The organism is Deinococcus misasensis DSM 22328 (assembly GCF_000745915.1).
GTDB lineage: Bacteria > Deinococcota > Deinococci > Deinococcales > Deinococcaceae > Deinococcus_C > Deinococcus_C misasensis.
Genome location: NZ_JQKG01000021.1, coordinates 18,595 through 38,805, shown reverse-complemented (window position 1 = coordinate 38,805; position 20,211 = coordinate 18,595). Strand labels below are relative to the sequence as shown.

Below are 20,211 nucleotides of genomic sequence, written 5' to 3'. Positions count from 1 at the left end.
TCCAGTGGGGTCAGAAAGCTTCACTTTTTCTTGACAGGTTTTCCGGTCAACAGTTGCTGGGCTTCCTCTTCTCCCTTTGGAGCGTGCATTCTGGCCCAGTTTGCGGCAGCTTCCACGTCATAATTCACCCGTTTGAAGGTGACACTCCAGAGCCCGGCCTGCTTTTCCAGCAACACCCATTTGGCGGCAGGGTTGCCATCTTTGGGACGGGACACACTGCCAGCGTTCACGAAAGTCTGCCCGCCGATTTGCCGCAGGTGTTCGAGGTGCGTGTGACCCACCACAACCACTCTGGCGTCACGGTGCTCTGCTGTGCGTTCCAGAACCTGTTCATTGCTGGCCCAGTGCTTGCCGTCGAGAAGCAGGGCTTCCCATGGAGATTCAAGGTTCCCATGCCCCAAAAGGACTTCTCCATCCAGCAGGGAGACGACTGTGGGCAGTTCACCCAGCCGTTTCCCTGCCCCCTCGGGCAGCAAAGCATGCAACCATTCCAGGTACGCTTTCTTTTCGGTGACCTCGTCCAGAGGGGTTCCGAGGCGTTCATCGGTGTTGCCCCGAACGGTGGGCACCTTCAAAGCCTGTTGGAGGTCGTATGCCCCTCGGGGGTCTGCTCCGCCAAACACCCCGTCTCCAAGGTTGGCCATCAGGTCCGGGGTGTGCCGCTCGATGTCTTTGAGGACCGCTTCAAGGGCGAAGCGGTTGCCGTGGGTGTCTCCAAAAATGGCGATTCTCATGCTTGTTCTGTTTCGTAGATCCAGCCGAGGATTCTGGCTTCAATCTGGTCCCTGACTTGACGAAATTTCTCCAATTTTTCTTCCGCTGTACCTTCAAACGCTGCGGGGTCTTCGAAGGGCCAACTCAGGCGGGTGCTGACTCCTGGAAAGATCGGGCATTCTTTTTCAGCCCGGTCACACACGGTGATCAGAAAGTGGAAGTTTTCTCCAAGGAAGCCTTTGAGGGCTTTGGCATGGTGTCCTTGCATGCTGATCCCGAGTTCCTCGATGACCTGAAGGGTGAGGGGGTTCAGTTCACTGGGATGAAGTCCTGCGCTTTGCACCTCAAAGCGGTCTGGCTTGTGGTGCCTGAGCAGGGCTTCGGCCATTTGACTGCGGGCACTGTTTCCAGTGCACAGGAAAAGCACTTTCAGTTTACGCATGGTCTTTCTCCTTGAGAGACTCGGCAACAAAGGCCCCGAGCAAAGCCCCGACAAAAGGCCCCAACCAGAACACCCAGTGGTCTGTCCACTGGCCTGAGAACAGGGTTGGCCCAAAGGCACGGGCCGGGTTGAGCATCAAACCTGTCAGGGGTCCAGCTGCGCAAATCAGGGCCGTGATCATCAGGCCAACGATCAATGGGGCCTGGGGGTGGTTCTGGTGGGTGCCCACCCGGAAAATCACGAAGGTCAGGATGGCCGTAAACAGGATCTCCACCCTCAGGCCTGCGTTGAGGTCCAGTCCTGCAAAGAATCCCGGGGTGCCGTAATTCACTTTTTTTGCCGCTTCGGGAAGCAGGCTCTGGAGCGTCCAGACCGCAGATGCAGCCCCCAGCAGTTGCGCAAGGACGTACCCGAAGAAGTCCTTGACCGGAAGCCTGCGGGTGACCAGAAAGGCAAAACTGACCGCAGGATTGAAATGCGCCCCGGAGATGCTGCCCACACTGTAGGCCATGAACATCACACCCATGCCGTGGCCGAGGGCAATCCCGAGCAGCCCCGCATTCAGGGTTCCTGTGGCGGTGAGGACAATGGCTCCCACCCCACAGAGGAGCAGCATGAAGGTGCCCAGAAATTCGGCCACCAGTTTCTGCATCACGACACGGTGACCTCTGGGCTTTTCTCGTAGGTTTCAGGGATGGTCGTGCCGTTTTTGAGGGCCAGAATGAACTTTTCAAGTTGTTCTTTCATCTGGTCGCGCACGGCATTCCACCTCTCCTGACTGCCTCCCGAGGGGTCGGTGAAGGGGTAGTGCAGTCTGGTGGTCCGGGCGGGATAAGCAGGGCATGCCTCTGCGGCACTGTCACACACGGTGATCACATAATCAAAGTTCCAGGGGTCAGGGAGGTCAAACAGGGTTTTGCTGGTGTGGCCGGACAGATCAATGCCAATGTCTTGCATGGCCTGTTTTGCCCCGTCTTTGACGAAAGTGGCTTCGGTGCCTGCGCTGTGCACCTCGGCTTCGAGGCCGTGCTGGGTTGCGAGGTGGCGCAGGAGCCCTTCGCCCATCTGGCTTCGGGCACTGTTGTGGGTGCAAAGGATCAATATTCTTGACATGAAACCAGATTAACACATCGATTCATTTTGATTCATCATCGGCAGGTCAAGTCGTCTGGTCAGGATTTCTTCCAGGAGGTTGCCCCCGAGGTGGTAAAGCGGGGTGACGACCAGACGGTAGTAACTGTTCTTGCCACGTTGCTCACTTTTCACCAGTCCTGCCTCTTTGAGGATGCCCAGGTGGTAAGAAACTTTGCTCTGGTTGAGGCCCAGCAAGAACTCCAGATCACAGACACATGCTTCACGCTGGGCCAGAATCGAGAGGATCTCGTAGCGGATTTCATGGGTGATGGCTTTCAGCAGGTTGAAAGTCTCACTTGAGACAAACTCCATTTGATGGATCTCTGTGGTTCCCATGGATTTGAGTATATGCTTTTTGGACCCACATCTGGTGTGAGGACAAAACCAACATGCTGATGCCTGAGTCAACCCAGTGTGTCTGGTTCAAATGCAAACCCACCCCCACCCTGGTGTGAGTGAACACCAAGCCAGACCTGCAAAAAGCACATGGCCCGAGTGCCAATCCCAGCACCCAAACCGACAGTTGCGGTGAAATTACCGCAACTGAACAGGGCAAACGGAATGCCTTTCTCGAAGAACACCCCATCGGAAACACATCCCACTGAAACCAGATCCAACAAAGACCACGGGGTGCAGGTGCTGCTCGGGGCTGATGCGGTGCACCGAAATGCCCCAGGGTCAGACCGTGTGCGGTGGCTCAGTGACGTGCAAGAAGTCGCCGAGAGCCTGAAGATCCCCCACGTGGTGTGGGCGTGGGATGGGGAATATGGCATTCAACCCTGAGTCCAAAACCACTGCCCTGCAGGACCCATTTTCTGTGCAGGTTTCCTCAAGTGTTCCGGTCCTGCAAACGCTCAAACAGGTCAGCAAAAAGGGTCAGCTGGGCGGGGGGATCGTCGCGCAGGTAAGTCATGTAGAGGGGGGCTGGAGGCAACTGCACCTGCAGGGTGCGGAACACCACCCCCGGGAAGCCCATGCTGGCCACGGACTGCACCACGAAACCCACACCCAGACCACTGCTGACCAGTCCAGCAATGGTGTGGAAATTCTCGGCCTCAAGGGTGCTGGGGGTGATGTTCGCCCCGTGCCACAACGACACCAGAGCGTCATGCAACCAGGGGGTGTACCGGCGGGGGATGGTGACCCAGGTGTCCTGACCGAGGTCGGAGAGTTCGAGGTCCGCTTTGTGGGCCAGAGGATGGGTGCTCGGGAGGGCGAGCAAGAAGGGTTCGGCCTCCACCTGCACGCTCTGCAATTGCGGGTCCGCTGGGAGCACCCGGTTGAATCCCAAGCGCAGTCGGCCGTTTTTCAGGTTGACGTACTGCCTTTCGGCGGTGAGTTCCAGCAATTCAATCTCCACCTCCGGGTGGGTGCGGCGGTACTCGGCCAGCACCCTGGAGAGGGTGCCGTGGATGGAAGACCCCACGAAGGCGATGCCCATATGCCCGACCTCCTCCAGAGCCGCCTTGCGGGTGTAAACCACGGCCCGTTGAACGCTCTCCAGAATCGGTCTGGCCTGTGAAAGCAGGGCTTTGCCGGCCCGGGTCAGTTTGACTTCTCGGGTGTGTCGCTCGAAGAGTTTCACCCCGAGTTGCTCTTCAAGCTTCTGGATTTGCTGGCTGAGGGGAGGCTGGGCCATGAACAGGCGCTCAGCGGCCCGGGTGAAGTTCTTTTCCTCGGCCACCGCCACGAAGTAGCGCAACTGTCGCAATTCAAGTGCCATGCTTCCAGCGTATCAATTCTGCTGTTTTCAGGGGTTGGACATTTCAATTCCGCCCAAGTGTCCTCAAGGGAAACGCGCAGTCTGACTTCAGGCATGGCCACCAAAAATGGTGCAGCTTTCAGCTCTCAGACAAAAAGAAAGCCACCCGTTCGGGTTTTTCAGCGTCTGCTTCCACAGTGGCTTTGCACTGGGCTTGCTGCTTGAGCAAAACGAATGGAAAGCTCAGGACAAGGAAGCGAAGTTGAAGCAACATCTGCACGCCCGTACAGCCGTGAAAAAACCCCAGAGTTCTCTCTGGGGTTTTGTTCATCTTTGGAAAATCAGGCTTGCACGGTCTGACCCTGAGGGAGGGTTTGTGCAGCGTCTTGCAGTTTCACGGGTGGCTGAAAGGTACGGAGCCTGAGGGCGTTGGTCAGCACGAACACACTGGACAGGCCCATGGCTGCTGCTGCAAGCACCGGAGAGAGGGTCCAGCCCAGAGTGGATTGCAGCACGCCTGCTGCGACAGGAATCAGGATGATGTTGTAGGCAAAAGCCCAGAACAGGTTGAATTTGATGTTTTTCAGGGTGGATTTGCTTAAGGAGATGGCGTTCGGCACCCCGCGCATGTCTCCAGCCATCAGGATCACATCGGCGGTCTCGATGGCAACATCTGTTCCAGTGCCAATTGCCAGACCCACATCGGCCTGAGCGAGGGCTGGAGCGTCGTTGATGCCGTCTCCCACGAAGACCACTTTGCCCTGCTCTTGCAGTTTTTTCACTGCGTCGGCTTTGCCAGAGGGCAGCACCTCTGCGAGCACCTGATCGATGCCCAGTTGCCGTCCAATCGCCTGAGCGGTGCTCTGGTTGTCTCCGGTGACCATGGCGACTTTCAGGCCCATGCTGTGCAGGGCCCTGACGGCCTCGGGGGTGCTGGCTTTGATGGGGTCAGACACGGCGATGATTGCAGCGAGTTTCCCGTCGATGGCTGCATAAAGCGGGGTTTTGCCTTCAGACCCGAGGCTCTGGGCCTTCTGGGAAAAGCTGCTCACGTCCAGCCCGAGCTTGACCATGTAGCGGTCTGCACCGACCTGCACTTTTCTGCCCTGTACGGTGGCTTCCAGACCGAATCCGGGAACAGCGTTGAAGGTGTCGGCTTTGATCAGATCCACTCCGCGCTGTTCTGCCCCTTTGACGATGGCATCCGCGACGGGGTGTTCGCTCATTTTTTCTGCACTGGCGACCAGAACCAGCACGTCTCTTTCCTCAAAACCTGCCTGAACCACAAAATCGGTGAGGGTGGGTTTGCCCTCAGTGAGGGTGCCGGTTTTGTCCACGGCCACGATGTCGGCTTTCTGGAGCATCTCCAGAGCTTCACCGTTCTTGAAAAGCACCCCGAGTTCCGCTGCTTTGCCGGTCCCCACCATGATCGAGGTGGGGGTGGCGAGGCCCATGGCACAGGGGCAGGCGATGATCAGCACGGCGACCGTGTGGACCAGAGCGAGGGAGAGGGCGTCTTGACCACCGAGCAGCATCCACATCAAGAAGGTGAGGGCAGCGATGCCCAGCACGATGGGCACGAACACCGCCACCACTTTGTCTGCCAGACCCTGAATGGGGGGTTTGCTGCCCTGTGCCCGTTCCACCAGTTTGATGATCTGGGCCAGAGCGGTGTCTGCGCCAATGCGGGTGGCTTTGAAGGTCAGCACCCCGTGCTGGTTGATGGTGCCTCCCGTGACTTTGCTGCCAGTGGTTTTCTCCACGGGGATGGGTTCGCCGGTGATCATGCTTTCATCCACGAAACTGCTGCCCTCAAGGACTTCACCGTCCACAGGGATTTTTTCGCCGGGTCGCACCAGAATCTGTTCCATCAGGCGCACGTCGTCGACAGCAACCTCCATCTCCTGACCGTTTCTGAGCACCCTGGCAGTTTTGGCTTGCAGGGACAGCAGTTTTTTCATGGCTTCGCTGGATTTGCCTTTGGCGATGGCCTCAAAGTACTTGCCGAGCAGCACCAGGGTGATCACCACGCCAGAGGCTTCGTAGTACACGTGTGCGGTGCCTTTTGGGAAGATCTGTGGGAAGAAGGTGGCCACCACGCTGTACAGGTAGGCTGCGGTGGTGCCGATCATCACGAGGGTGTTCATGTCGGGGCTTCTGTGTTTCAAGGCTTTCCACCCGCCCCGGTAAAACCGCATGCCGGGTCCGAACTGCACCGGGGTGGCCAGAGCCAGCATCAAGAGGTTCATGCCCATGATGTCACCCCAGTGCCCGAGGGTATTCATCAGGGCCATTTCCCATGGGCGGTAGAGCATCGGGACCATGGCAATCAGAAACAGGGGAATGGAGAACACAGCGGCCAGAGTCAGGCTGGAACGCAGTTTTTTGACTTCCAGTTCTCGGGCGGCTTTCTCGGCGTCTTCCTGCTGAATGCCACTCTGGGTTTCGATGACTTCGTAACCGGCGTCCCGAATGGCGTTTTTCAGACCAGCAGGGGAGATGCTGGTGGGAAGGTATTTCACGGTGGCCCGTTCACTTGCCAGATTGACGTTGGCCTCAAGGACCCCATTTTGTTTCTTGAGTGCACGTTCCACTCTGGACACGCAGTTGGCGCAGGTCATGCCCGAGATGGGCAGTTCGATTTCGCTGACCACGGCTTCATAGCCCACGTCTTTGACTTTTTCGATGAGTGCAGCGGGGCTGGTTTTGGTGGGATCGAAGGTCACCAGAGCCCGTTCGGTGGCGAGGTTGACGGTGGCGTCTTCCACCCCTTCGACTTTTTTGAGGCCCCGTTCGACCCTTCCGACGCAGGCAGCGCAGGTCATGCCCTGTACGCCCAGTTCAATGGTTGTGCTCATGCTTGCCTCCTGCCCCCTGTGGGGGGTATAAAGTCACTATATCCCCTTGGGGGGGATTGGTCAAGGGACCAAGGCAACTTCTCTGGGATCTCAAAATTCCTAGAAATGCATGTGCTGTAAGCGACATTTATCCCCCTTTGTTTTCCCTGCCCTCTTGTGTTCAGTCCTGCAAGGTTCTATAATGGGTCCATATCCCCCCGAGGGGGAAGAAGGAGAAAAACCATGACTGTTGAACTGAACATCACCGGAATGAGCTGTGGACACTGCGAAAAAGCCGTCAAAAGTGCACTCAAAAGCGTCTCTGGCGTAGAGAACGCCGAAGTGAACCTCTCTGCAGGGACCGCCACCGTGGAAGGGAATGCCGATGTGCAAGCCCTGATCGCTGCCGTCACCGAAGAGGGTTACGGCGCGTCCCTCCGGAACTGAGCATGAAAAAAACCGAAGGCAAAACCGCAGATGGGGGCTGCCATCCCACCCACACGGACACGCACCTGTGCATGCCAGAAGATGTACGCAAGCGCGCGAACCGTCGTTTGGCCATCGCTCGGGGGCATGTGGAAAGCATCCAGCGCATGCTGGAAGACCCCAACGTCTACTGCATGGATGTCCTGAGGCAGATCAAGGCGGTGCAAGGGGCCCTGAGCGGAGTGGCAGGCGTGGTCTTGAAAGGCCATCTGGAAGCCCACGTGGCCACGGCCAGTGAACGCGGAGATGCCACCGAACTGGTGGACGAGCTTCTGGAGGCCATGAAACTCACCCAGTGAGTTCCACTGAAATCAAATCCCTGAACAACAACTCCACCCGGTTGCGGGTGGAGTTTTCGCTTGATGTTGATCTTGCTGGGTTGTGCAACAAGGACGGGCCTGTCCTTCACGCAAGATCCTTCACTCCAGAAAGACCACCAACCCAACATCAACTCAATTGCAGTTGAGCCGATTTCGCAGAACCTCTCCCACAATCCCCTTCAAACCGCCAATGTGCAAGGTGTTGCCCTGACACGCTGAGATCGAATCACCCACAGAATCAAGACCGGCCCACTTTCAGCACCGGATCCACCTGCACATGTCGGATGGGCAGGTCAGGCTGCAGGATGCGTTCCATCAGCATTTCGGTGGCCCGCCTTCCCATCTCCTCTGCAGCCTGATGCACACTGGCGGTTCCTGAAGGGTGGGGTTCCAGATCGTACCCCACCAGTCTCACATCTTCCCCCAGAGTGAGTCCCTGTTCCCGGATTTCCTCAAGAAGGGCGTGGGCAAACAGGTCACACACTGCAAAGACATTGAAGGGTTCAGCTTGCCTGCGGCTGAGCACGGTGCGGGCAGCCTCCTGAACCTTGGGCCAATCAAAATTGACCCTGACCTGGTGGTCCAGAGGGACCGGTGTTCCGACCTTCTCGAAGAACTGCAAGAAGCCCTGCAGGCGTTCTTCAAAAACCCCACTGGAAGGCACACCCGCAGCTTGTGGCTCTGGGGCATAACACATCACAAAAGTCTCGGCAGGACGCTCTTGCAGGTGCTGGGCAGCCAGCTTTCCCCCCAGAGGGTTGTTCAGGGTGACGCTGTCAAAATGCCGGGAGTGCACCTCCAGCACCACAGTGGGCAGACCCTGTAAGGTATGCAGGTCGTCATAAAGCTGCTCGGGGTCCAGAGAGACCAACATGAGTCCGTCGGTCTGGTACGGCAGGGCTTGCGGGTTCTGGTAGCGGGCCAGCCTGCGCTGGGAGAGCATGGGGAAGACGGCAGCGTCATAATCGTGCTGTTCAAGAACCTCATCGATGGCGTTGATCAGCCGGATGTAAAAATCATTGCCCGGAGACGGCAGCATCACGCTGACCGAGTGGTTTTTGCCGGTGCGGAAACTCTGGGCCGCCCGGTCTGGAATGAACCCGAGTTCCTCAATGGTCTGCAGGATGCGGGCGCGGGTGGCCGGTTTGATGTCTGGGTGGTTGTGGATGGCCCGGGACACGGTGCTGGGTTGCACACCTGCACGTCTGGCGACATCTTTGATGGTGATTTTGGCCATGTTGCCTCATGTTCTTGATTTAGGCCCAAAGGACTGTATCCTTCAGGCTGAGGGAAGCGGATGAGAAGGTCAGGAAAGCTGCTGTGCGTCCAGCACTTTGTACAAAGGGCAAAAAGGGGTGGAGATGGGATGCTTGTTTTGGACAGCCTTTACAGATGCTTTCAATCGCTGGCCTGCGCGAGGTTTGCTGCTGAACGGGTGAGATTGCCCACATGGAACACCACCCAGTCCTGCGCCCTCTGGATCTGGGTTACGGGTGCCTCCCTCAGTCCGGTCACCAGCACCAAAACATTCAGCTTGCTGATCCGGTGGGTCCATGCGGATTTCTGCAGGGCCAGCAGCACATCTGCCTCTGGCGGATATCCGCTTCTCATCAAGGCTTCCTGCACCGACCCTTCTTTCCAGTGGATCACCTGACAGGGGCTGTTGGGGGGCAAATCAAAAGCCCAGGTCATCCACGCTTGATCCAGAGGAGAGGTGAACACTTCGAACCCCCGGGTGGGTGTCCGGTCCATCCCCGATCTTCGGTGGATGTGGCCTGCCCACAGGTGGACACTTGGATTCTTGGGGCAAACCACTGGAGGTTGAGTTCGGTCCATTGGGTCCTTTGTGCCATGGGTCCGATGGGACCTTCTGGCTGTGGAATTTTGGTGCAGATCAAGAAAAAACATGGACGGCTTGTCTTTCGGGCAACATTCCGGAATCGATTCCAGAATGTTTGATCTCAACTTAGACCAAGGGCTGTCTGCTGTCAAGGTGATCCTGCATGCATCAGCCCAGCAGTCCAGAGGGCTGTGGAACAGAAAGCCTCTGGTGGAGACTTTGAAGAGACAACTGAAAAACAATTGTCTTAAGCAATTTTTGATTTGGTGCAAAGCCACAATGGCAAATTGCGATTGACGGTTGTCCCATGGGGTGGATTGTGGTGGGTGCAGGAGCAGCTGGATTTGTGCAGAAATGGAATCAAAGAAAACAGCCGGTTTCATGATGAAGATGAGGACATGGTCGAAGATCATCCCATTTCCGGAATCGATTCCGGAAATCCATTGACAGAAATCAGGGCATGGCCTTTAATCAAAACAGCACCGGGAAAGCCCCTTTCCACAGACCACAGACCGCATGGTTCTTGTGGTGGACTTCCCTTTGACCCGGTCCCACCCAGAACCCAAAGAAATCCGTCCTTTCATTCCCAACATGCACACCCACTGTTTCACGGAGACCCACATGAGAAAACCTTACTGGCTGACTTTGCCCCTGATCCTTTCCAGTGCTTTTGCACAGTCCAACGATTCACAACCGAGGCTGTCCCAACTGGTGGACCGTCTGTTTGAGACCCAGCAGTTCATGGGTACGGTGATCGTCGCAGAAAAAGGCAAAACCACCTTCGAGAAATCGGTGGGCATGGCAGACCTTGAACAGTCCATTCCCAACACCTCAGACACCCTTTACCGGGTGGCCTCGGTCACCAAGAGTTTCGTTGGGGTGGCGATCCTCAAACTGCAAGAAGAAGGCAAACTCAAGGTCAGTGACCCCCTCAGCAAGTACCTTCCGGATTACCCCAACGGGGCAAACATCACCCTGCACCAACTGCTGACCCACACCTCTGGAATCTTCAATTACTTTGAGCGGGCAGACCTCGCCACCCTCAGGACCCAGAGGCCCACCCCTCAAGAACTCATCCAGAAGTTCGCCAATGAACCCGTGGATTTTGCTCCGGGGGGTCCCTACCGTTACAGCAACTCTGGGTACATCCTGCTGGGACAGGTGATCGAAAAAGCCTCTGGACTCCCTTTCGAGACCTACCTGCAACAGAAAGTGCTCACCCCCATGGGCTTCCAGAAAACCAACTTCTATAGGGATGAGGTGCAGCTCCCAGAGCGGGCACAGGGCTACACCCCCGATGGAGAAGGCTTTCAAAAAGCAGACGTGTTCAACTACGAAGTGGTGCAGGCTGCAGGTGGACTTTCCGCCACCCCCAGAGAACTGGTGCAGTGGCTTCCCGGCATTTTCGGTGGCAAGGTGCTCGGTCCCCAGTCCATTCAGGCTTTTGCAAGTCCTCATGTTCCGGTCGCTGGAGGACATTACGCTTATGGTGTCGCGGTGGTGAAATTCCTTGGGAAGGATCAAATCACCCACTCGGGTGAACTCCCGGGGGGCAGTTCGTACATGGCCTATTTCCCGGAAGATGACCTCAGTGTGGTGCTGCTGTCCAACGTGACCCGTTACGACCTGTCTGCGTTGTTCTCTCGGGTTTATCTGGCTTACAACCGCAGCCAATAACAGCCGGAAGCGCCACACCCCGAGAAAGAGAAACCCCAACTTTTTGAAAAACCTTTGATGGGGAATTCAAAGTGGGTCAAAAGCGTGTCACATCAATGCAAAAGGCTGTTTTCTCTGGATTGAACAATATCTCATAAGCAAACTTTCCGTATTTCATGACCTCTATGTGGTTCAAAGAGGATGGTTTTGACTCAAGCAAAGGACAATCGCTGTACATTTGCGAAGCAACAAAACGGGTGTCCCATTCTTTGTGAGACATCCACCCCTTTTGACCCAATTGCACTGTGAACGGACGTCTTGCATTTCCAGAGGGTTGGATGAGGTCCCATTCCACCTCAAGGCTCGGGAAGACATTGATGAAGCCTCCATCCTCTGTGGTCTTGCAATTTTCCATACAACTGCCATAGGGGTAGTCTGGAACATGCAGATTCAATGGTTGGTTTGAGATGACACTCATTTTGTAGCCATGCTCAAACCAACCAGACCATTTGTCGGTGATGTACACCCTGCCTTTCCGCTCAGGAAACAAAAAACCAAAGTCGCTGTTCAGGCGTGGATGGCTCCAGATCCAATAAACAATGCAAATCCCCAACATCCCGTAAACACGCCTGGGCACCCGTTTTGCTTTCACCTCTTGATGGTACTGCCATTGAATCGTTGCCGGGCTGGAACAGCAATTCCACATTCCCACTTGGTCAACCGCTGAATTGCTCCATGCGGGGAATATTTTCCTTTTTAATGAATTTTCACAAATGATGTTGGTGGATCATCTCTGGAGCAATTCAGGAACACTTCTCGCTGTGAACTGTCTACTGTAAACTGTGAACTTTTCCGAGCGAGATCCTGAAAGCACACCCTCTTCTGTGATCCTGCATTAAGTTGGGACCCCTGTTCCTCCGGGGGGTTCAACGCCAGATGGGGTGTTCAAGCCATCCCGAGCGTGATTCGCACACACGCCCCCGAAGCCCTGTTAAGCAGTTCCATCCTTCCCTCATGGGCCTCGATGAGTGACCTTGAAAGGGCCAGTCCCAGACCACTGCCTCCACTCTGGCGTCCCCGGTCCGGGCTGCGGTAAAAGCGTTCGAAGGCCCTCTGTAGGGCCTCGGGGGTGAATCCCGGACCAGAGTCCTCAACCTCCAAGATGACGATGTGTGCATCCACCTTCAGCTGAATGCGGATGGTTCCGTGGGGTGGGGTATGGCGCAGCGCATTGCCCAGCACGTTGCCCAGCACCTGATACAAACGCTGCGGGTCTCCGTTCACTTGAATGGGCTCCATGGGCATGTCCAGATGCAAAGTGATGTGTTGCCCTTCTGTTTTTGCTGTGAAATCTCCAGCAATGCGCTTCAGCAAGTCCTGCACCACCAGAATTTGTCGCTCAAGCCTCAATTCGCCAGCTTCAGCCAGAGAAAGCAACTGCAAGTCTTCAATCAGCTTGCCCAGCAGGTCTGCGTGGCCGAGCAGTTTCTCAAGTTCAACAGGGCTGGCTGTCAAAACCCCGTCCCGCACCCCTTCAAGCCGTCCTCGCAGCACCGTCACCGGGGTGCGCAGCTCATGGGCGATGGCTGCAAGGCTGTAACGCCGTTCTTGCTCAAGCCGTTCCAGAGACGCCGCCATCTGGTTGAAGTCTTTGAGCAGCAGGGCGGTTTCATCTTCTCGCCCCTCAAGGCTTTTGCTCAAGGGAACGCGGGCGGAGAAATCCCCTCTGGTCAGCAGGTGTGCAGCTCTGGACAGTTGTGTGAGGGGCTGTGCAAAGCGCCGTGACGACCACCAGGCCATCAGGAAAGGGAGAAGAAACGTCAGTGCCAGCAGGATCAAAAAGAAGTCCCCTTCTTCTCCTCGGGTCAAACGCAATTCCAGAGCGGAATCGGCCCGGATGCCAGCTTCCCGGACCACTGCTTCAAGCTGTTGCATGGAAATTCCGAACCGCTCAGACAGGATTTCCTTGCTGTACTGGTAGGCACTGGTGAAATAGGCTTCGGCCATGATGGCCAGCACCAGAAAAACCATCAAGGAGGTGAAAAGCACCAGACCCCACAGGGTCAGGGTCAACTCGGCCCGAAGCGAGTGCCAGAAACGGCGGACCTTCTGCCTTCCTGTACTTTGTGTCTCAGACGCTTTCACTTGACCCATAAGCGAAACCCCACCCCGCGCACGGTCTCAATGATGTGGGGCATTCCGGCCTGCTCCAGTTTTTTGCGCAGGTTTCCCAGATGGGTGTCCATCACCCGTTCCAGTGCATCGGAATCCGGCAAGGCGACTTCCAGCAGTTCCGCCCGAGAAAACGTGCGGTTGGGGTGCCGGAGCAAGTGTTCCAGAATCCGGTACTCGGTCAGGGTGGTGTCCAGCCGCACGCCTGAAACCCGCACCCGCACCGCCACCGGGTCCAGCTCAAGTTCAGCAAAGCGCAAGGGTTGGGCATGGGAGTGCATTCCCACCCGGCGCAGCACCGCCTGAACTCTGGCCACCACCTCAAGCGGAGAGAAGGGTTTGACCACGTAATCGTCTGCACCCATCTTGAGCCCCAGCAGTTTGTCGAGGTCCTCGGCCCGGGCCGTCACCATGATGATCGGGGTCTGGGCGGTTTCCCTGATTTTTCTGAGCACCTCAAAACCATCAAATCCGGGAAGATGCACGTCCAGTAGCACCAGATCGGGACGGGCTGCCTGGTGCAAACGCACAGCGCCCGGACCGTCCCCTGCCCGCTCGGTCCGAAAGTGTTCGCGTCGCAAGTACGCCTCAAGCAAATCGGCAATGTCAGGCTCGTCCTCGACAATCAAAACCAGAGGGTTTGCATTCACAGTTTCCAGTATATTTGCTTCCTGCAAGAGGGTTTCAAGAAACCTTCAAGAAATCTTGGCGGTTGAAAAGCATGGGACAGAAGCACAAGAGGGTGTTTCTCTGGTGGGATTTTTGATCCACGCATTCCCTTGAAGAAATCTTGGATTTTTCCCGAAAGCATCTTGAAGCTTGAAGGTCACACTTGATTCAGCAGAGATAAGGGGTTGGCAGATTCAAGGTGTGCCACCACCTTGCGGACCAGTCCACCCAACAAAGGAGCAGCGCATGACAAGACACATCCCCAGCAACAGCCATTTTCAGAACCCAGAGATTCCTGTGCAGGCCAAAATCGCGGCCGCGTGGACCAGTTTCATGTTGCTTTACATTTACGTTGACGTTTTGAATTTCTACAAGCCCGGTGTGATCCAAGGCATTCTGGAGGGCCGCGTCTGGGAATTCGACATCAGTTCGACACTGTTGACCATTTTCCTCGGGTCCGTGTCGATCCCGGCCATGATGGTGTGGCTTTCCATGGCGTTGTCCGCTCGGGTGAACCGCGCCACGAACCTCATCGTTGCAGCACTGCTCATTCCTTACTCGGTGTTCAACGCGGTGGGGGAGACCTGGGAGTGGGCCCCCTTCTACGGCATCTCCATCGGACTTGAGGTGCTGCTCCTGACATTCATCCTGCGTGCAGCGTGGACATGGCCAAGGACGCACTCTGGCGCTGCATCTGCCACAAGGACGGACCGCCTGCGCCAGTAAGCCCATTTGAGAGACCATGGCCCACCTCAGCATTTTTCGTGGCTGAGGTGGGCTTGAGTTTGCGAAAAGCAGCCGAATGGGAACCCATCACCCCCCAACGCAGAATTTGACCCACCTCAGAAAAAGACCCTTTTGTTCATGGACTCAGCAACAGGACCAGAGTTATTGGACCTGTGCGGACGAGGTGGCAGAGGGTGACCTCAAGATAACACTGTTTGTTGAGTTGCAAAGGCTTGCTTCTGGCCTCAGATTTTCCCCTGTGCAATGCGTTCCAGAACGCCATTCCAGAATGAGCTCGGGTTTTCGAAGGCGGTGGGGTCGCTGTTCTTGAGGAAATCACCGATCCGGCTTGAGTGGGATTTCCAGTGGACGGAGGTTTCTTCAGGTAGACGCACATCAAAGAAATCCTCTTCCAGCACCATCACACAGCGTTGAAAATGCATCAGGCTCTGGTTGAGCTCAAACACCTCCCCTTCAGGGTTGGCGAGTTTCACTTGACCCGTGGATTTGTGCAGCAAAATCCTCCCTTGTTTGCCCTTCCCGACTTCCACCCACCCGCCGCAGTCCTGAAAGTCTCCCAGAAGGAAAAACCATTCTGTCCTTGACCCGATGACGGTCACGTCTTCCAGCCATCCCATCCCTTCGAGCACCGATGGGTGCACCCCGAGCGTCCTGAGCACTTGTAAGTCCATGGTGCGTTTCAGGCCCTGTGCGCTGTTTCCGCGTGCCAGAGGAGACAGGTGGGACATCGCCCAGCCGATGAAGGGCTCGATGTGGAGGGTTTTGCTGTCTTGCGTGACGCCCAAACATCCTGCAAGCAACTGCAAGGTTTGCTCTTGGTGCAATTCTCTGAGTTTGAAGGGCACACGGGATATCCCATCTGGAACGTCCTTCGGAGAGAGGGTTGACCCTGTAGCAAACCCCTGGAAAGTCCCTTCCAGACAGGGATTTTTGTGGGTGTATTGGTCCGGGTTTTGCAGGTTTTGAAGGTAAGGGAAGAGCAGTTTCAACCAGCCGGTGATTTTTTCCGGTCCGTAAAACCGCTCGGGTTTGTACATGTTGCGCCAGAATCCCTGATTGGGTCGCCCTCTGGCCGTCAGGATCCACTGATCGCACAGGGGCAGCAGGTGGCGGGTCCACCAGGAGAGGCCCCAGTGGTCCAAGCGCAGGACTTTCTGTTTGAGTTTCACCCAATCTTCCACACTTCCAGTGAGGTGGATTTCTGGGATGCCACAGATGCAAATTGCAGTGTAATCGAAGTATTCCCTGAAGCCGTCCATCATCACGATTTGACTGGCGGTACGGCTGATTTCGGTGGAGGTGGAGAAACTGCACTCGAACACGTCTGCGGTGGCATCTCCGACATGCCCACGGATTTGTTCCGTCCACGCCTGCACGGCATGTTGCCAGCCCTGAGGCGTTTTCTGCGAAATGGTGACCGTGAGTTCCCTCTTGCCAGAGTGGTCCACGAAAAGGTGCCGGAGTTCCTCTGCGTGGTTCTGGATGTGCAGTGCGGCCCCCTGACTGAGGGTGAGCCAGAGGATGTCGGGAGACAAAGTGAGGGGGTAATGCTGGCTGAACGCTTGATGCACGGCTTCAATCAGGGCGTGGTTTCCTGAGGTGGGGAGGACCTGCTGTTGGTCATCAAAACTGCTGCACAGGAGTTCCACTTTCAGTTGACGTGCGAGTTGATTGTGCAAAGGTTGGTGTTGCAGCAGCACCGTGGCAGGCTCAACATCATCCACCTGAAAGCACACCCCGGTGTTTGAGATCGAAGCATTCAGGGTGCCTCCCATCACGGCCTCTTGAACCAGACTTTGAAAATGGGTTGCCCACTGGTCCAGTGAGGGTTGGTTCCCTTGCAACCAGCAGAATGTGCCACCTGAGTGCAAAGTCAGGGTCATGCGGATGCCTTCTGCCGTCACCTCTTTTATGAGGCCCTCTGGCAAATGGGTTGTGCTTTCAAGAAGAGGCTGGGCAACTTCAATCGGGGTTGTGCCGTTCTCTTCATGGAGGGCGATGTCCCAGAGGCGGGGTTTGTGCTTTTCCCTCAGCTTTTCAATGCCTTCGAGGGTGTGGTGGTATGCTTCCATGCGTTCCGTGTCACCGGTCCGGTCCCACCACACCCTGCGCCAGAACCCCTCTTCGGAAGAGGTGGAAAGGTCGAAGCGTTCCAGAGACACTCCGGGTGTTTCGACCAGCAGGGACACCCTCCACGCCTCTGGGGTGGGCAAGGTTTGCAGGGCTTCAAGGGCTTGTCTGGCGAGGCGAGAATGGTGGTGGGGTAAAGTTTCCATGGGTGTCCTCTTTGGGGCAGTATAGGGAATCCGTTTCCCTTGCAGCACTGTCAATTGGCTTAGGCTGGATGGGCACGGACGCTGCAGATTCCACCAGAGTGTTTTTTGGATTACTGCGTTTAACAGTGAAACAGAAGGATTCTTTTGAATCCTTCTGTTTCAAACAACACGACCTCAAGCATCAACCTCTTATTTCTCTGTCAAATGCTTTAAAACTCAGGGCAGAATTGCACCACCAGAGGGAGAATTTCACAAAGTTTGAGGTTCCATTTGCATCACGCACCCCATGAACATGCTATCTATAAGTGTATGGTCAGGACCATTCCTTGATGCCCACCCCTGTTGCTCTGTCTGAAAACCATCCGTTCAATGCAGACATGCACACCCCCCTTTACCCTCAGAAGCACCGGGAGTATGCACCCCATCCTGTGCTGGAAAACCGGGTGCGCAGCTACTGGACCATGGAGGAATTGCACACCTCCCAGACCGAGCAACACCGGTTTTTTCCAGAGCGTCTGGTGCGCTTGTGTTTTTATCAGGGCGAGGCTTACCTGCCTGACCTGCAGTCTGGTCATCTCCTGAAGCCACTGCCGAACATGTACATGCTGGGATTTCAGAAGGAACCAGTGCGCTTCGTTTCAAGGGGCCTCACCCGTCTGGTGGGGGTGGAGCTTTACCCCTGGACTGCCAAGGAACTGATGCACTCTGGTGAGGACATCCAGAACGTCCTTTTCAAACCCCTGCACGCGGCTCTGCAAGAACTGGCCCGGCAGGTCATGGACCGGATTCACCACAACGATGATTTTGGTGCACTGGAAGCCATCGAGGACTGGTTGCTGCGCCGCCTGACTTTGCGGGACATCGACCGCCATGCAGGGATTCAGGCTGCCCTGAGCCTCTACCAGATGCGGGGTCAGGCCAGAGTCCATGAACTGGCCGAGCAGCAAGGGGTTTCGGTGCGTCACCTTGAACGGCAGTTTCAGGAGGTGGTGGGCCTCACCCCCAAGTGGCTCTCCAGAATCATCCGGTTTGAGGAAGCCCACAACCGCCTGTGGACCGATCCGCACATCAGCCTCACAGAGTTGGCTTTCGAGCTGGGTTACGCCGATCAGGCGCATTTCAGCCGGGAGTTCCGCAGTTTGACCCACACCACCCCCTCCCAGTTTGCCCGAGATGTGCAACTGCGCATGCAGGGCATGGACCTGCTTTACCCTCAACTCCAGACCCCATCGGCAAAATGACTTAAGCCAGCATCAAAACCAGAGGATGTCGTTTTTTTTCAAGCGTCATTCCGTGTGGTGCTGCTACATTGACCCCATGACTGACACACAACCCCCCAAACACCGTCATGCACTGCTGTTTCTGTTCATCAGTGCTTTTCTGGGCTCTCTGGGTTTCACACTGGTGGCTCCGGTGCTCCCTTTTCTGGTCTCCAAATACATCACCGACCAGAGCCAACTCGCGGCCACCATCGGCTGGCTGACCATTTCGTATTCGCTGTGCTCCTTTTTCGCTGCCCCGGTGCTGGGTGCCCTCTCTGACCGGTACGGCAGACGCCCGGTCCTTTTGTTGTCCCTTCTGGGATCGGCCATCGGTTACCTGATTTTCGGTTGGGGAGGTGCCCTGTGGGTGCTGTTCCTCGGGCGCATCATTGACGGTCTGACCGCAGGCAATTTCAGTGCAATTTTTGGTTACCTCGCAGATGTCACCAAACCCGAAGAGCGGGGCAAGTACTTCGGCATCATGGGTGCAGTGTTCGGCAGTGGATTCATCATCGGGCCAGCGGTGGGTGGACTCGCCTCCCACATCAGCCTTGAAGCTCCGTTTTATCTGGCGGCCATCATCACCCTGCTGAATGTGGTGTGGGGCTTCTTTTTCCTGCCAGAAAGCCACCATCAGGAGCACCGCGCAGAGATTCATTTGAAGCAACTCAACCCCTTCACCCAGATCGCCGGGCTTTTTCAGATTCCTGCCATCCGCATGCTCCTGATTTCCGGGGTGCTGTTCATGGTGCCTTTCGTGATGATGCAAACCACCTTCGCGGTGCTGGTGAAAGACACCCTGCACTGGGGACCAGACCAGACCAGTCTGGCCTTCATGATGGTCGGCATTTCCGACATTCTGGTGCAGGGTTTGCTGCTCGGCTGGTTGATCCGGGTGATGGGAGAAAGTGGCGTGGCCTTGATGGGCCTCACCTTGAGTCTCCTCAGTCTGGTGGCCATGGCCCTGATTCCCGTTTTCCCTCTGGGGGTTCTGGTGTTCAGCAGCATCACCGGGTTTGCGATTGGCGAAGGCATCTTCAATGCTTCTCTGGGCAGTCTGGTGTCCAGAGTGGCCGGCCCCAGAGCGCAAGGTCGGGTGCAAGGGGGGAGTCAGGCCCTGAATGCCCTCAGTCAGGTGGTCAGTCCCGGGCTTGCGGGCCAGTTGTACACGAGGGCCGGGCACGGCGCGCCTTACTGGACCGGGGCAGTGATGGTGTTGCTGGGGGCCCTGTCTCTGGCCACCCAGCTTGGCAACGGCACCCCTGTGGCAGAAACGTCTGAGGGTTGACTTGCGTGGGTGGCACAGCTGCCCTTATTCAGCTGTGCCACTGGTGCAGGGTTTTGCAGAGACCCTGCATTTTTTGATCCCACCAAAAAACCCTGTCATCGGTGAAAGCTTGCTGTCACCTTCCCAGGGGGTATGATGCTTTATGCTCAGAAACCTGCTTGCAGAAGACCACGCCACCGTGCAAGTGTGGCAGGAAGATTACGTTGCACAGCACATCAGGTGGTGGGAAAACGCCTACCAGACCACCGCCCAAAACACCCCCCTTCAGGTGGCCGAAAGGGACTGGGAAGAATTGATGGCCGCCACCACCCGGGCAGACCAGTTCGTGCAGGTTTACGGTGAAAAACCGCTGGGCATCATTTACGGACGGATCCGGCAGGACCCTTACTTGGGCCTCCCCATCGGGCAACTCTCGTGGATTTACGTGGACCCCGAGAGCCGGGGCCTCGGGGTGGCAGACCACTTGATTCAGGGGCTTTTTTCGTGGTTTTCAGAGCAGGGGGTGGCTGGACGGGAAGTGTTCGTGACGGCAGCCAACCCGGCAGCAGTGCGGGTGTATGAAAGGCACGGCTTTCAGGTGGTGGATCACCGCATGCTCGGGCCGGGAATCCAGAGCGACTCCTGAAGGCGGAGTGGAGACACCTTTCAAGACCACCAGAGACCTGA

The 20,211-nt window shown here is 56.3% G+C and carries 21 protein-coding genes; 8 read left to right on the top strand and 13 right to left on the bottom strand.

Features of this window, described 5'->3' with window-relative positions:
* Positions 1-20: 20 nt before the first annotated feature.
* The 5 genes from Q371_RS14395 to Q371_RS14375 are packed head-to-tail and all read right to left on the bottom strand — an operon-like array spanning position 21 to position 2,626.
* Positions 21-734: a metallophosphoesterase family protein gene (locus Q371_RS14395; protein WP_034341729.1), complete on the bottom strand. Its 714-nt coding sequence runs from the start codon at positions 732-734 to the stop codon at positions 21-23.
* Positions 731-1,156: an arsenate reductase ArsC gene (locus Q371_RS14390; RefSeq protein ID WP_034341728.1), complete on the bottom strand. Its 426-nt coding sequence runs from the start codon at positions 1,154-1,156 to the stop codon at positions 731-733. The genes Q371_RS14395 and Q371_RS14390 overlap by 4 nt, the downstream gene beginning before the upstream one ends.
* Entirely contained in the window at positions 1,149-1,808 is a 660-nt protein-coding gene (locus Q371_RS14385; protein ID WP_051964435.1) for an MIP/aquaporin family protein, read from the bottom strand. Before Q371_RS14385 ends, Q371_RS14390 begins: the two co-directional genes overlap by 8 nt.
* The gene (locus Q371_RS14380) at positions 1,808-2,269 is read right to left on the bottom strand and encodes an arsenate reductase ArsC (RefSeq protein ID WP_034341727.1); all 462 of its coding nucleotides are present in this window, start codon (positions 2,267-2,269) and stop codon (positions 1,808-1,810) included. The genes Q371_RS14385 and Q371_RS14380 overlap by 1 nt, the downstream gene beginning before the upstream one ends.
* 9 nt (positions 2,270-2,278) lie before the next feature.
* Positions 2,279-2,626, bottom strand: coding sequence for an ArsR/SmtB family transcription factor (locus tag Q371_RS14375; protein WP_245618349.1), 348 nt, complete (start codon positions 2,624-2,626; stop codon positions 2,279-2,281).
* 225 nt (positions 2,627-2,851) lie between these two features.
* On the opposite strand from Q371_RS14375, the gene Q371_RS14370 reads away from it, so the two are divergent.
* Positions 2,852-3,073, top strand: a complete 222-nt coding sequence (locus Q371_RS14370) for a hypothetical protein (RefSeq protein WP_034341726.1) — start codon at positions 2,852-2,854, stop codon at positions 3,071-3,073.
* A gap of 46 nt (positions 3,074-3,119) precedes the next feature.
* Here the strand turns inward: Q371_RS14370 and Q371_RS14365 are convergent, their stop codons facing one another.
* Both Q371_RS14365 and Q371_RS14355 read right to left on the bottom strand, forming a co-directional pair.
* Positions 3,120-4,013, bottom strand: a complete 894-nt coding sequence (locus Q371_RS14365) for a LysR substrate-binding domain-containing protein (RefSeq protein ID WP_034341725.1) — start codon at positions 4,011-4,013, stop codon at positions 3,120-3,122.
* Positions 4,014-4,333: 320 nt separating this feature from the next.
* A complete protein-coding gene (locus Q371_RS14355) occupies positions 4,334-6,850 on the bottom strand; it encodes a heavy metal translocating P-type ATPase (protein WP_034341723.1) in 2,517 nt (838 codons plus the stop codon).
* Positions 6,851-7,072: 222 nt separating this feature from the next.
* On the opposite strand from Q371_RS14355, the gene Q371_RS14350 reads away from it, so the two are divergent.
* On the top strand, positions 7,073-7,276 hold the full coding sequence (locus tag Q371_RS14350; protein ID WP_034341722.1) for a CopZ family metallochaperone: 204 nt from the start codon (positions 7,073-7,075) through the stop codon (positions 7,274-7,276).
* Positions 7,277-7,278: 2 nt separating this feature from the next.
* The gene (locus tag Q371_RS14345; protein ID WP_034341721.1) at positions 7,279-7,614 is read left to right on the top strand and encodes a metal-sensitive transcriptional regulator; all 336 of its coding nucleotides are present in this window, start codon (positions 7,279-7,281) and stop codon (positions 7,612-7,614) included.
* 259 nt (positions 7,615-7,873) lie between these two features.
* Here the strand turns inward: Q371_RS14345 and Q371_RS14340 are convergent, their stop codons facing one another.
* Entirely contained in the window at positions 7,874-8,872 is a 999-nt protein-coding gene (locus tag Q371_RS14340; protein ID WP_034341720.1) for a LacI family DNA-binding transcriptional regulator, read from the bottom strand.
* A gap of 161 nt (positions 8,873-9,033) precedes the next feature.
* Positions 9,034-9,387 carry a hypothetical protein gene (locus tag Q371_RS14335; RefSeq protein WP_034341719.1) on the bottom strand — a complete coding sequence of 118 codons (354 nt, stop codon included), beginning with the start codon at positions 9,385-9,387 and terminating at the stop codon, positions 9,034-9,036.
* Positions 9,388-10,096: 709 nt separating this feature from the next.
* On the opposite strand from Q371_RS14335, the gene Q371_RS14325 reads away from it, so the two are divergent.
* Complete coding sequence (locus Q371_RS14325; protein ID WP_169743859.1) at positions 10,097-11,152, top strand: serine hydrolase domain-containing protein; 1,056 nt, start codon at positions 10,097-10,099, stop codon at positions 11,150-11,152.
* A gap of 76 nt (positions 11,153-11,228) precedes the next feature.
* Here Q371_RS14325 and Q371_RS14320 read toward each other — a convergent pair whose 3' ends face one another.
* The 3 genes from Q371_RS14320 to Q371_RS14310 form a co-directional block, all read right to left on the bottom strand.
* A complete protein-coding gene (locus Q371_RS14320) occupies positions 11,229-11,783 on the bottom strand; it encodes a hypothetical protein (protein ID WP_157442714.1) in 555 nt (184 codons plus the stop codon).
* 293 nt (positions 11,784-12,076) lie between these two features.
* Positions 12,077-13,285 (bottom strand): sensor histidine kinase, encoded by a 1,209-nt coding sequence (locus Q371_RS14315; RefSeq protein ID WP_084571440.1) that lies wholly within the window; start codon positions 13,283-13,285, stop codon positions 12,077-12,079.
* The gene (locus tag Q371_RS14310) at positions 13,273-13,953 is read right to left on the bottom strand and encodes a response regulator (RefSeq protein WP_245618348.1); all 681 of its coding nucleotides are present in this window, start codon (positions 13,951-13,953) and stop codon (positions 13,273-13,275) included. The genes Q371_RS14315 and Q371_RS14310 overlap by 13 nt, the downstream gene beginning before the upstream one ends.
* Positions 13,954-14,218: 265 nt before the next feature.
* Between Q371_RS14310 and Q371_RS14305 the strand changes: the two genes are divergently transcribed.
* On the top strand, positions 14,219-14,698 hold the full coding sequence (locus Q371_RS14305) for a DUF6326 family protein (protein WP_034341715.1): 480 nt from the start codon (positions 14,219-14,221) through the stop codon (positions 14,696-14,698).
* Between the two features lie 245 nt (positions 14,699-14,943).
* Here Q371_RS14305 and Q371_RS25805 read toward each other — a convergent pair whose 3' ends face one another.
* Complete coding sequence (locus tag Q371_RS25805) at positions 14,944-16,995, bottom strand: DUF4419 domain-containing protein (RefSeq protein WP_051964427.1); 2,052 nt, start codon at positions 16,993-16,995, stop codon at positions 14,944-14,946.
* 329 nt (positions 16,996-17,324) lie between these two features.
* Here Q371_RS25805 and Q371_RS14295 point away from each other — a divergent pair, with 329 nt between their 5' ends.
* The 3 genes from Q371_RS14295 to Q371_RS14285 all read left to right on the top strand — a co-directional run bounded on the left by Q371_RS14295 (position 17,325) and on the right by Q371_RS14285 (position 20,170).
* Complete coding sequence (locus Q371_RS14295) at positions 17,325-18,236, top strand: AraC family transcriptional regulator (protein WP_051964425.1); 912 nt, start codon at positions 17,325-17,327, stop codon at positions 18,234-18,236.
* 76 nt (positions 18,237-18,312) lie between these two features.
* A complete protein-coding gene (locus Q371_RS14290) occupies positions 18,313-19,545 on the top strand; it encodes a tetracycline resistance MFS efflux pump (RefSeq protein ID WP_034341765.1) in 1,233 nt (410 codons plus the stop codon).
* Between the two features lie 142 nt (positions 19,546-19,687).
* The gene (locus tag Q371_RS14285; protein ID WP_034341714.1) at positions 19,688-20,170 is read left to right on the top strand and encodes a GNAT family N-acetyltransferase; all 483 of its coding nucleotides are present in this window, start codon (positions 19,688-19,690) and stop codon (positions 20,168-20,170) included.
* Positions 20,171-20,211: the final 41 nt, after the last annotated feature.

What these genes read in the sequence shown, in the direction of transcription:
- Q371_RS14395 (WP_034341729.1), bottom strand. Translation starts at nt 734, where the DNA reads ATGAGAATCGCCATTTTTGGAGACACCCACGGCAACCGCTTCGCCCTT.
- Q371_RS14345 (WP_034341721.1), top strand. Translation starts at nt 7,279, where the DNA reads ATGAAAAAAACCGAAGGCAAAACCGCAGATGGGGGCTGCCATCCCACC.
- Q371_RS14285 (WP_034341714.1), top strand. Translation starts at nt 19,688, where the DNA reads ATGCTCAGAAACCTGCTTGCAGAAGACCACGCCACCGTGCAAGTGTGG.
- Q371_RS14315 (WP_084571440.1), bottom strand. Translation starts at nt 13,285, where the DNA reads ATGGGTCAAGTGAAAGCGTCTGAGACACAAAGTACAGGAAGGCAGAAG.
- Q371_RS14290 (WP_034341765.1), top strand. Translation starts at nt 18,313, where the DNA reads ATGACTGACACACAACCCCCCAAACACCGTCATGCACTGCTGTTTCTG.
- Q371_RS14350 (WP_034341722.1), top strand. Translation starts at nt 7,073, where the DNA reads ATGACTGTTGAACTGAACATCACCGGAATGAGCTGTGGACACTGCGAA.
- Q371_RS14380 (WP_034341727.1), bottom strand. Translation starts at nt 2,269, where the DNA reads ATGTCAAGAATATTGATCCTTTGCACCCACAACAGTGCCCGAAGCCAG.
- Q371_RS14295 (WP_051964425.1), top strand. Translation starts at nt 17,325, where the DNA reads ATGCCCACCCCTGTTGCTCTGTCTGAAAACCATCCGTTCAATGCAGAC.
- Q371_RS25805 (WP_051964427.1), bottom strand. Translation starts at nt 16,995, where the DNA reads ATGGAAACTTTACCCCACCACCATTCTCGCCTCGCCAGACAAGCCCTT.
- Q371_RS14370 (WP_034341726.1), top strand. Translation starts at nt 2,852, where the DNA reads ATGCCTTTCTCGAAGAACACCCCATCGGAAACACATCCCACTGAAACC.
- Q371_RS14390 (WP_034341728.1), bottom strand. Translation starts at nt 1,156, where the DNA reads ATGCGTAAACTGAAAGTGCTTTTCCTGTGCACTGGAAACAGTGCCCGC.
- Q371_RS14340 (WP_034341720.1), bottom strand. Translation starts at nt 8,872, where the DNA reads ATGGCCAAAATCACCATCAAAGATGTCGCCAGACGTGCAGGTGTGCAA.
- Q371_RS14305 (WP_034341715.1), top strand. Translation starts at nt 14,219, where the DNA reads ATGACAAGACACATCCCCAGCAACAGCCATTTTCAGAACCCAGAGATT.
- Q371_RS14355 (WP_034341723.1), bottom strand. Translation starts at nt 6,850, where the DNA reads ATGAGCACAACCATTGAACTGGGCGTACAGGGCATGACCTGCGCTGCC.
- Q371_RS14385 (WP_051964435.1), bottom strand. Translation starts at nt 1,808, where the DNA reads ATGCAGAAACTGGTGGCCGAATTTCTGGGCACCTTCATGCTGCTCCTC.
- Q371_RS14375 (WP_245618349.1), bottom strand. Translation starts at nt 2,626, where the DNA reads ATGGGAACCACAGAGATCCATCAAATGGAGTTTGTCTCAAGTGAGACT.
- Q371_RS14335 (WP_034341719.1), bottom strand. Translation starts at nt 9,387, where the DNA reads ATGGACCGGACACCCACCCGGGGGTTCGAAGTGTTCACCTCTCCTCTG.
- Q371_RS14365 (WP_034341725.1), bottom strand. Translation starts at nt 4,013, where the DNA reads ATGGCACTTGAATTGCGACAGTTGCGCTACTTCGTGGCGGTGGCCGAG.
- Q371_RS14325 (WP_169743859.1), top strand. Translation starts at nt 10,097, where the DNA reads ATGAGAAAACCTTACTGGCTGACTTTGCCCCTGATCCTTTCCAGTGCT.